Raw genomic sequence first — 9,527 nt, 5'->3', positions numbered from 1 at the left:
AGCGCCGTCCTCTACGGCACGCATGACCTCCGCATCGAGGACCGCCCCGTCCCCGAGCCGGGGCCGGGCGAGGTGCTCGTCAACGTGCGCGCGGTCGGCATCTGCGGGTCGGACGTGCACTACTACGAGCGCGGACGCATCGGCTCGTACGTCGTCGAGCACCCGATGGTCGTCGGCCACGAGTCGGCGGGCGTGATCGTCGGCGTGGGGGCCGGTGTCGACCCCGCGCGCGTCGGCGAGACCGTGGCGCTCGAGCCCGGCATCCCGTGCCGACACTGCGAGCAGTGCCTCGCCGGTCGGTACAACCTGTGCCCCGACGTGGCCTTCTTCGCGACGCCGCCGATCGACGGCTCGATCGCGGCGTACGTCACGATCGACGCGCGCTTCGCGCACCGCGCGCCGGAGGGGCTCGGCGTCGAGGAGGCCGCGATGGCAGAGCCCGTGTCGGTCGGCGTGTGGGCCGGCCGCAAGGCGGGCATCACCGCGGGCGACCGGGTGCTCGTCACCGGCGCCGGGCCCATCGGGCTGTACGCCGCCCAGGTGGCCCGCGCTCTGGGCGCGTCGGCCGTCACCGTGACCGACCTCAGCGACTTCCGCCTCGACGCGGCCCGGGCCCTCGGCCTCGACGCCGAGCGCGCGGACGCCCCGCGCGACTCGACGTTCACGGTGCTGCTGGAGTGCTCCGGCGCACCCGCCGCGCTGAGCGGCGGGATGCGGCGCCTCGACCGTGCCGGCCGCGTCGTGCTGATCGGCATGGGCGCCGAGACCGTGTCGATCGACGTGCCCCTCGTGCAGGGCCGCGAGCTCACGATCGGCGGCGTCTTCCGCTACGCGAACACCTACCCCACCGCCCTCGAGCTCATCGCCACGGGCAGGGTGGATGCCGCGGCGATCATCACCCACCGGTTCGACCTCGAGCACACCGAGGACGCCCTGACCCTCGCGCATCGCGACCCCGAGTCGCTCAAGGCGATCGTCATCCCTCCGGCGGTCTAGACGAATCCGAACGTCGGCGGCAGGACCGCCGCGACGACCACGGCCCACCCCAGGTAGACGGGCACGTACGAGGTCTGCCACGCCTCGAGCCGCGCGAACGGGATGCGGCGACGCAGGAACCCGACCTGCAGCCACGCGGCGCCCGCGAGGTTGACCAGCAGGATGAGGTTGAGCCCGAGCGAGGCGAGCTTGTTCGGGCTCGCGCCGAAGCTGCCGATCCGGCCGACCATCGCGACGAGCACGATGAGGTCCACGACGAGCGCGGCGACGACCAGCACGAGCTGGAGACGCTCGAACCAGCCGGCGGGAGCGAGCGGGTCGCGCGCCGACAGCGAGTACAGCAGCAGGCCCAGCACGACGATCAGGACGAGGTCGAAGACGATCAGCAGGTCGCGCTGACCGAACACGCTCACCCCGCCGCCGTCCGGGTCGATGAGATCGCCCTGCAGGAGCCCGACGACGATGAATGCGACGAGCAACGCGGTGAACAACGGCGTGAAGACCTTGGTCAGCACCGGTGCGATGTTCTCGATGACGCTCTGCTTGGCCTCGACCAGCCAGCCGGAGACGACGACCGCGCCGGCGAGGCCGCACGGCACGAGCCACTCCTGCACGAAGCCGCCGGCGTCGACCCCGACGGCGGCGAACACGGCCATCGTGAGGGCCACGAGCACCGCGCCGCCGAGCGCGATGAGCGCCAGGTAGACGACCCACTCCCCGGTGAAGCGGATGAAGTCCATGCGCGCGCGTCCCGACCGCCAGTCCCCGCCCGCGTAGGCGACCCCCACCACGAGCCACAGCGCCACCGCCACGTGGACCACGGTCAGGAGCAGCGTCGCCCCCTCGGGCGCGAAGGGGTAGCCGTTCACGACGAGCGCCGCGACGACGAACGATGCCGCGACCGCCGCGATCGTGCCGGCACCGGCGCGGCGGCGGACGAGGAAGAGCGCCGCGAGGAACGGCAGCACGAGGAGGACGAGGTTGCGGCCGTAGAAGTCGCCGCTGCTCGCGAAGCCGATGCCGAACAGCGCGGGGACCTTCACGGCGAGCGCGGCGAGGCCCGCGAGGACCACGGCGACGGTCAGCCGGTGCGATCGCGCCGGGGCGGCCCCGGCATCCACCACCAGCTGCTTCCACAGTCGCTCGGAGTGCTCGCGCGCGAACTCGCGGGAGAGCTCGTCGAGGCTCCCCATCCGCTTGATGGCGACGAGGAACGCCTCGTCGCGGGCGAGTCCGGATGCCGTCAGCTGGTCGATCCGGTCGCGCAGGTGCCCCTCGAGCTCGTGCACGTCGGCGTGGGCGATGGCCTCGCGCCGCGACACGTAGGCGCGCCAGAGGGCGATCTGCTCCTCGACGGGGTCGGTGCGTGCGGCATCCATGTCAGGCCTCTCCCACCGCGAGCGACCCGAAGCCGTCGCCGCGCGTCGCCCACACCCGCCCGAGCGCCTCGCTCACGACCGACCACTGGCGGCGCTGCTCGGCGAAGGCCGCGCGCCCGCTCGCGCTCAGCCGATAGTGCTTGCGCGGCCGCCCGGTGGGCGACTCGCCCCACGACGACTCGACGTGGCCGAGCCGCTCCAGGCGATGCAGCAGCGGGTACAGCATGCCGTCGCGCCACTCGAGCTCTCCGTCCGACAGCTCGCTCACGCGCTGGAGGATGGCGTACCCGTACGACTCGCCCTCCGCGAGGATGCCCAGCACGAGCGGCGTCGCCGCAGCCGCCACCAGGTCTTTTCCGATCCGCATCCCGACTCCTATACCTCGCACAACGATGTACCTAGAAGTACAAGGTATAGCGGGGAGGATGTCAAGCCGTGTCCGTGCCGGTCCGCGGTAGGGCAGGATGCAATGCATGGACTCACCCGTGAGCGAAGACCTCCGCCCCGCCGACTGGTGGAGGTCGGCCGTCGTCTACCAGGTCTACCCCCGCTCGTTCAGCGACAGCGACGGCGACGGCATCGGCGACCTCCCGGGCATCACGAGCCGCCTGGACTATCTCGCCGACCTCGGCGTCGACGTCGTCTGGCTGTCGCCCGTCTACCGCTCTCCGCAGCGCGACAACGGCTACGACATCAGCGACTACCAGGACATCGACCCGCTCTTCGGCACGCTCGCCGACTTCGACGTCCTCCTCGCCGCGGCCCACGAGCGCGGCATCAAGATCGTGATGGACGTCGTGGTCAACCACACCTCCGACGAGCACCCGTGGTTCGTCGAGTCGCGCGACCCGGCGTCTGCGAAGCGGGACTGGTACTTCTGGCGGAGCCCGCGGGCCGGGCACGAGGGCGGCGCGCCCGGCGCCGAGCCGAGCGACCATCCCGCCGCCTTCGCGCCGTCGGTGTGGACGTACGACCCGGAGAGCGGCGAGTACTACCTGGGCCTGTTCAGCCCGGGCCAGCCCGACCTGAACTGGGAGAACCCCGAGGTCCGCCGGGCGGTGTACGAGATGATGCGCTGGTGGGTCGCCCGCGGGGTGGACGGCTTCCGGCTCGACGTCATCAACCTGATCTCCAAGCCCGACGACATCACCTCCGGCGGCCCCGTCTCCGACGCGGGGCAGAGCACGTTCAGCCTCGGCGGCGGACCCCGCCTCGACGAGTTCCTCGCCGAGATGAACCGCGAGGTCGGCTTCGACGAGCATCGGCTGCTCACCGTGGGCGAGATGCCCGGCTCGACGATCGAGACCGCGATCCGCGCCACCGACCCGGAGCGGCATGAGCTCAACATGATATTCACCTTCGAGCATGTAGGCCTCGACGCCGTCCCCGGCGGCAGCAAATGGGACCTCGCCGACCTCCCGCTGCCGGTGCTGAAGGCGAACCTCGCCCACTGGCAGGACGCGCTCGCCGAGGCCGGCTGGAACTCGCTCTACCTCGACAACCACGACCAGCCGCGCGCGGTCTCGCGGTTCGGCGACGACTCGCCCGCGCACCGCGTGAACTCGGCGAAGACGCTCGCGACCGTGCTGCACCTGCACCGGGGGACGCCCTACGTCTACCAGGGCGAGGAGCTCGGCATGACGAACGCGCCCCTCACCGAGATCGGCCACTACCACGACATCGAGTCGATCAACTATCACACGCTCGCGACGGCGAGCGGACTGGATGCCGCGACGGTCATGCGCTCGCTCGAGGTCAAGAGCCGCGACCACGCGCGCACCCCGATGCAGTGGGACGCCAGCGAGCACGCCGGCTTCACCGACGGCGTCCCGTGGATCGCGGCGAACCCGAACCACGCCGAGATCAACGCCGCGGCAGCCCAGGGCGACCCGGACTCGGTCTTCGCGCACTTCAAGCGGCTCATCGCGCTGCGGCACGAGGACGAGGTGGTCCGGCTGGGCCGCTTCGACCTGCTGCTGCCCGACCACGAGCAGCTGTGGGCGTTCACGCGGACCCTCGGCGACGACGTGCTCCTGGTCGTGGCGAACTGCTCGTCCGAGCCGGCCGCGCTTCCCCCCGACGGGCTGCCTCCGCTCGACGGGGCGACCCTGGTCCTCGGCACCCGCGACGACGGCGACGGTGCGTCGCTCGCGCCCTGGGAGTCCCGCATCCTGCGCCTGGCCTGACTCGGGCCGGCCCGTGCCGGGCGGCCGCTACCCGGTGGCGAGGCCGTCGACGACCTCGACGCCGGGGAGGGCGCACAGCACGGCCCCCGGGACGGCGATCTTCGCCGCGCGGATGCCGGCGCCGACGATCGCGTCCGGCACGTCGCGCACGCGGGCGTCGACGAGCACGCGCCAGTCGGCGGGCAGCCCGATCGGCGTGATGCCGCCGTACTCCATGCCGGTGAGGGCGACGGCATCCGCCATCGGCGCGAAGCTCGCGCGCCGCGCGTCGAGCAGGCGCCGCACCGCGCCGTTGACGTCGGCGCGCGTGGAGGCGAGCACGACGCACGCGGCGTAGGTCGTGCGCTCTCCGCGCCGGCCCGCCACGACGATGCAGTTCGCGCCCGACTCGGGCGCCCAGCTGTAGGCCGCGCAGAACGCGGCGGTGTCGGCCAGCCCCGGATCGATCGCCGCCACCCGGATGCGCGCCGACAGCGCCGGGTCGATGCCGCCCAGCGCCGCGGCCACCGGGGGTGCCAGGAGCTCGGGCGCCTCGGTCGCGGGCGCGAACGAGAGCTGCGCCGGCTGCCCGGGGTCGATGGCCGTGTCCACGGGCACCATTGTGCCAGGGCCTGCGGATCAGTCCGGCGGGATGAGGTGGCGCACGTTGCCGACGCCCGCGATGTACGAGCGCGTGGTCTCCTCGATGCGCTGGTCGGCCTGGGTCAGCCGCTCGCGGTGCTGCGCGAGGTGCTCCTCCCACGAGGCCACCTGGAACGTCTCCACGAAGCGGTCGGGCGTCTCGGCGACCCGGTACAGCTCCCACCGGCTCGCGCCGCTGCGCAGCCGTGAACGGCGCAGCGCCGCGGTCGAGGCGAGGAACTCGGCCTCGTTCTCGGGCAGCACGGTGTAGTCGACGGTCACGAGGATCGGGCCGTCGGTCGGCTGCAGCTCGACCGGCACGTTGACGTCGCCGAGGTAGGTCGAGGTCTCCTGGTCGCTGCCGGCGACCTCGGGGATGCGCAGGAAGAAGCCGCTCAGCGCGGCGCCGGCGACGAGCACGGCACCGGCGACGAACACGACCACGATCCCGGTGAGCGCCGCGACCTGCCCCCACAGGAGGGATGCCACGGCCTGCGACCCCGTGAACGTGACGAGGTAGACGGCCAGGCCCCGCGCCCGCACCCACGTGGGCAGCACGACCTGCATCTCGGCGTTGAGGATCGAGATGCACGTCGTCCACGCCGCGCCGCCGACGACCAGGGCGACGAGCGCGACGGCGAACACGGGCACCAGCACGATGACGGCGAGCACGATCGCGTAGACGAGTCCCGCGCCGACCAGCAGGCCGTTGATCGAGACGGTCCTGCGGAGCTTGCCGACCGACAGGGCCGCGATGACCGCGCCGACGCCGAGGGCGCCGAACAGCGCCCCGTACGCGCCCGCGTCGATGTCGAGGCGCTCGCGGGCGACGATCGGGATGAGCGCCCACAGCACGGTCGCCGGCGCGATGAACAGCACCGAGCGCAGCAGGATGCGCCGCACGACGCGGTCGTTGCGCACGTACCGGATGCCGGCGTTCAGCGCGGGCAGGAACCGCTCGCGCGTGCGCGGCGGCTCGGTCGGCGCCGGCCGCCGCCACGTGAGGAGCGCCACGACCAGCACGAGCGACGTGGCCACGGTGATGAGGAACACCCACGGCACGCCGGAGAGCCCGATCACGATGCCGGCGAGGGCGGGCCCGACCGAGCGGCCGAAGTTCATGCCCACCATCTCGAGGCGGGTCGCGGCGCCCAGCTGGTCGCGCGGCACGACCTCGGGGAGCGTGGCCTGCCACGCCGGCTGCATGAACGCGCCGGCGAGGCCGAGGAGGAGTGTGAACAGCAGCACCACCGGCGGCGTGGCGAGTCCCGCCGCGGTCAGCCACGCGAGCAGGAGCGACACCACGGCGGCGTACAGCTGGATCGCGATCATGATCCAGCGGCGGTCGTAGCGGTCGGCGAGCACCCCCGCGGGGAGCGAGAAGAGCATCATCGGCAGCATGACGGCGGTCTGGATGAGCGCGACCGTCACGTTCGCGTTGGGGCCGTTGACCAGCAGCCACTGCGCGCCGACGGTCTGGCTCCAGATGCCGACGTAGCTGACCACGACGGCCGGCCACAGCCAACGGAACCCGCTCTGCCCGAGCGGCGCGAAGGCGGGCGGCTCGGGCGCCCGCTCGACGACGGTCCCGGTCATGCCCGTGCGCCTCGCTCCGTCGCCACGACGCTCAGGCCACCGTGAAGACGGCGCGCAGGAGCGACTCCTCGCGCGAGGATCGGCCGACGCGCAGCTCGAACTCGCCGGGCTCGACGATGCGCGTGCCGGTGGCGTCGACGATCGTGCAGTCCGCGACGGGGAGCTCGAACCGCACGCGGGCCTCCTCGCCGGGGTCGAGGTCGACCTGGCGGTAGGCCTTGAGCTCCTTGTCGGCCCAGCTCGCCGAGGTGACGAGGTCGCTGACGTACGCCTGCACCGTCTCGCGCACGGGCCGGTGGCCGACGTTGCGGACGGTGACCTCGGCGACGAGGGTGTCGGATGCGGTGAGCTCGGTCTCGTCGAGGTGCAGGTCGGCGTAGTCGACCCACGTGTACGAGAGGCCCTCGCCGAACGCGAACGCGGGGTCCTGGGTGAGGTCGGCGTACCGGTCGCCGTGCTGCCCGCGCACCTGGTTGTAGTAGGTGGGCTGCTGCCCGGCGTGCCGCGCGAACGAGATCGGCAGCCGGCCGCTGGGCTCGACGAGCCCGAGCAGCAGCTCGGCGATCGCCCGGCCGCCCTCCATGCCGGGATTGGCGACCCACACGAGCGCCGCGGCGTCGAGCACCGAGTCGGGCAGCACGAGCGGCTTCGACGCCAGGAGCACCACGATGAGCGGGGTGCCGGTCTCGGCGAGCGCCTCGAGCAGCGCGATCTGCCCGCCGATCAGGTCGAGGGTCGCGGTGGACTTGCCCTCGCCGACCAGCTCGATGCGGTCGCCCACGACGGCCACGACGTAGTCGGCGCGGCGGGCGTCGGCCACGGCATCCGCGATGAGGGCCTCGTCGGGCGGACAGGGCAGGCCGATCGGCGGGCGCGGCTGCCCGTCGGGGAAGTGCGAGCCCTCGGGATCGGAGGCGAGCGTGACGATGTCCGCGCCGCGCGCGTGCGTGATCGTCCAGTCGTCGGGCGCGAAGCCGCGCAGGCCGTCGAGCACGGTCGTGATCATCTCCCGCGGCTGCGAGTCGAGCCACCCCGCCTGGCCGGAGCCGCCCGCCCAGTCGCCGAGCTGCGTCTGCGCGTCGTCGGCGAGAGGTCCGACGACGGCGATGCGCTTCGGGTCGCGTCCGGTCCGCCTCGCACCGCCGGTGTCGCCGTCGGCGACGAGGCCGCCGTCGAGCGGCAGCACGCCCTCGTTGCGCAGCAGCACGAGCGACCGGCGCGCGATCTCGAGGTTCAGCTCGCGGTGGTCGGCCGTGCCGATCACGGCCTCGATGCGGTCCTGGTCGGGGCGGCGCGGGTTCTCGAACAGGCCCAGCTCGAACTTGACCGTCAGGATGCGCGAGACCGCGGCGTCGAGTTCGGACTCGTCGAGGAGGCCCGTCTCGATCGCCTCGAGCGCGCCCTCGTAGAACCCCGGCGTGTTCATGACGAGGTCGTTGCCCGCCTTGACCGCCGCCGCGGCCGCGTGCGCGTAGTCGGGCTGCACCTTCTGCTCCCACACCATGCGGCCCACGTTGTCCCAGTCGGTGACGAGCGTGCCGGTGTAGCCCCACTCGCCGCGCAGGACGTCCGACAGCAGCCACCGGTTGATCGTGATCGGCACGCCGTCGATCGACTGGTAGCCGAGCATGAAGGTGCGGCACCCGTCGCGCACGACGCGCTCGAACGGCGGCAGGAACCACGAGCGGAGCTTCCGCTGCGAGACGTCGGCCTCGCTGGCATCCCGCCCGCCCTGCGTCTCGGAGTAGGCGGCGAAGTGCTTCGCGGTCGCCAGGATCGCGGTCTCGTCGTCGAGGCCCTCGCCCTGGTAGCCGCGGACCATCGCCGACGCCAGCTCGCCGATCAGGAACGGGTCCTCGCCGAACGTCTCGCCCACGCGGCCCCAGCGCAGGTCGCGCGAGATGCACAGCACCGGCGAGAACGTCCAGTGCACGCCGGTGGCCGCCACCTCGAGCGCCGTCGCGCGGGCGACCCGCTCGATGAGCGCCGGGTCCCACGAGCCGGCCATGCCCAGCTGCGTCGGAAAGATCGTGGCGCCCTCCCAGAACGAGTGGCCGTGGATGCAGTCCTCGCCGACCAGGATCGGGATGCGCAGCCGCGTCTGCTCCACGAGCTCGTGGGCGCGCACCAGGCGCTCGGGCGACGTGTGCAGGAGCGAGCCGACGTTCACGCGCAGCACCTGGTCGTCGAGGTCCTCGCGGGCGTCGAGCTGGAGCATCTGCCCCGCCTTCTCGGCGGCCGTCATGCGTCCCAGCAGGTCGGCGACCCGCTTCGGGATCGGCAGCGCGGGGTCGAGATAGGCGGGAGTCTCCGAGGTCATGTGCGTCTCCTTCAACACTCGTCGGCAGGCCGGCGGCGCTCGGATCTCCGCGCCTCCCCCATGCTAGAAGGTCCGCTCACGCGGATCGCGATGCCGGGAGCCCCGCGTCGCCGGCATCCGCCCGCGCGGAGCGGATCTGCGCGGTCGAGCCGGCGAGGTGCGCCCGCACCGCCTCGCCCCCGTCGCGCTGCACGGCGGCCAGGTAGTCGCGATGCTCGTCGCCGAGGGAGGCCGCGGGGTAGCCGGGCCGCAGGTGGGTGAGGAGCAGCAGCATCTCGGAGTCGAGCCGCGCGTACGCCTCGGTGATGCGCGGGCTGCCGGCCGCCGCGACGAGCGCGCGGTGGAAGGCGGCGTGCGCACGGGCGGCGGCCGGCCAGTCGGATGCCGCGTCGACCGCGGTCAGGTCGGCGAGCGCCGCATCGAGCGGGC

General features: G+C 72.8%; 8 protein-coding genes. 2 read left to right on the top strand and 6 right to left on the bottom strand.

The window, feature by feature from the left end:
• Window positions 1-996 (top strand): NAD(P)-dependent alcohol dehydrogenase (locus WML84_RS09905; protein ID WP_347345981.1); only part of this gene is annotated, 996 nt, incomplete at its 5' end.
• Here the strand turns inward: WML84_RS09905 and WML84_RS09900 are convergent.
• Window positions 993-2,375, bottom strand: coding sequence for a permease prefix domain 1-containing protein (locus WML84_RS09900; RefSeq protein ID WP_347345980.1), 1,383 nt, complete (start codon window positions 2,373-2,375; stop codon window positions 993-995). The two genes, WML84_RS09905 and WML84_RS09900, sit on opposite strands and share 4 nt — an antisense overlap.
• Before the next feature lies 1 nt (window position 2,376).
• Window positions 2,377-2,742 (bottom strand): helix-turn-helix transcriptional regulator, encoded by a 366-nt coding sequence (locus tag WML84_RS09895; RefSeq protein WP_347345979.1) that lies wholly within the window; start codon window positions 2,740-2,742, stop codon window positions 2,377-2,379.
• Between the two features lie 106 nt (window positions 2,743-2,848).
• Between WML84_RS09895 and WML84_RS09890 the strand changes: the two genes are divergently transcribed.
• Complete coding sequence (locus tag WML84_RS09890; RefSeq protein ID WP_347345978.1) at window positions 2,849-4,561, top strand: alpha-glucosidase; 1,713 nt, start codon at window positions 2,849-2,851, stop codon at window positions 4,559-4,561.
• Between the two features lie 27 nt (window positions 4,562-4,588).
• Here WML84_RS09890 and WML84_RS09885 read toward each other — a convergent pair whose 3' ends face one another.
• From WML84_RS09885 to WML84_RS09870, 4 genes are all read right to left on the bottom strand, one after another.
• On the bottom strand, window positions 4,589-5,152 hold the full coding sequence (locus WML84_RS09885) for a YbaK/EbsC family protein (RefSeq protein WP_347345977.1): 564 nt from the start codon (window positions 5,150-5,152) through the stop codon (window positions 4,589-4,591).
• A 27-nt stretch (window positions 5,153-5,179) separates the two neighbouring features.
• Entirely contained in the window at window positions 5,180-6,778 is a 1,599-nt protein-coding gene (locus tag WML84_RS09880; protein WP_347345976.1) for an MFS transporter, read from the bottom strand.
• 31 nt (window positions 6,779-6,809) lie between these two features.
• Window positions 6,810-9,098 (bottom strand): glycoside hydrolase family 3 N-terminal domain-containing protein, encoded by a 2,289-nt coding sequence (locus WML84_RS09875; RefSeq protein WP_347345975.1) that lies wholly within the window; start codon window positions 9,096-9,098, stop codon window positions 6,810-6,812.
• Between the two features lie 76 nt (window positions 9,099-9,174).
• Window positions 9,175-9,527, bottom strand: a 353-nt coding sequence (locus WML84_RS09870; RefSeq protein ID WP_347345974.1) for an FCD domain-containing protein, incomplete at its 5' end; no start/stop codon positions are given.

Source organism: Microbacterium sp. (assembly GCF_039812165.1).
Taxonomy (GTDB): domain Bacteria; phylum Actinomycetota; class Actinomycetes; order Actinomycetales; family Microbacteriaceae; genus Microbacterium.
This window is presented reverse-complemented; position numbering and strand designations above follow the sequence as displayed.

Coding starts and splice junctions, on each gene's coding strand:
- WML84_RS09900 (WP_347345980.1), bottom strand. CDS start 2,375: ATGGATGCCGCACGCACCGACCCCGTCGAGGAGCAGATCGCCCTCTGG.
- WML84_RS09895 (WP_347345979.1), bottom strand. CDS start 2,742: ATGCGGATCGGAAAAGACCTGGTGGCGGCTGCGGCGACGCCGCTCGTG.
- WML84_RS09890 (WP_347345978.1), top strand. CDS start 2,849: ATGGACTCACCCGTGAGCGAAGACCTCCGCCCCGCCGACTGGTGGAGG.
- WML84_RS09880 (WP_347345976.1), bottom strand. CDS start 6,778: ATGACCGGGACCGTCGTCGAGCGGGCGCCCGAGCCGCCCGCCTTCGCG.
- WML84_RS09875 (WP_347345975.1), bottom strand. CDS start 9,098: ATGACCTCGGAGACTCCCGCCTATCTCGACCCCGCGCTGCCGATCCCG.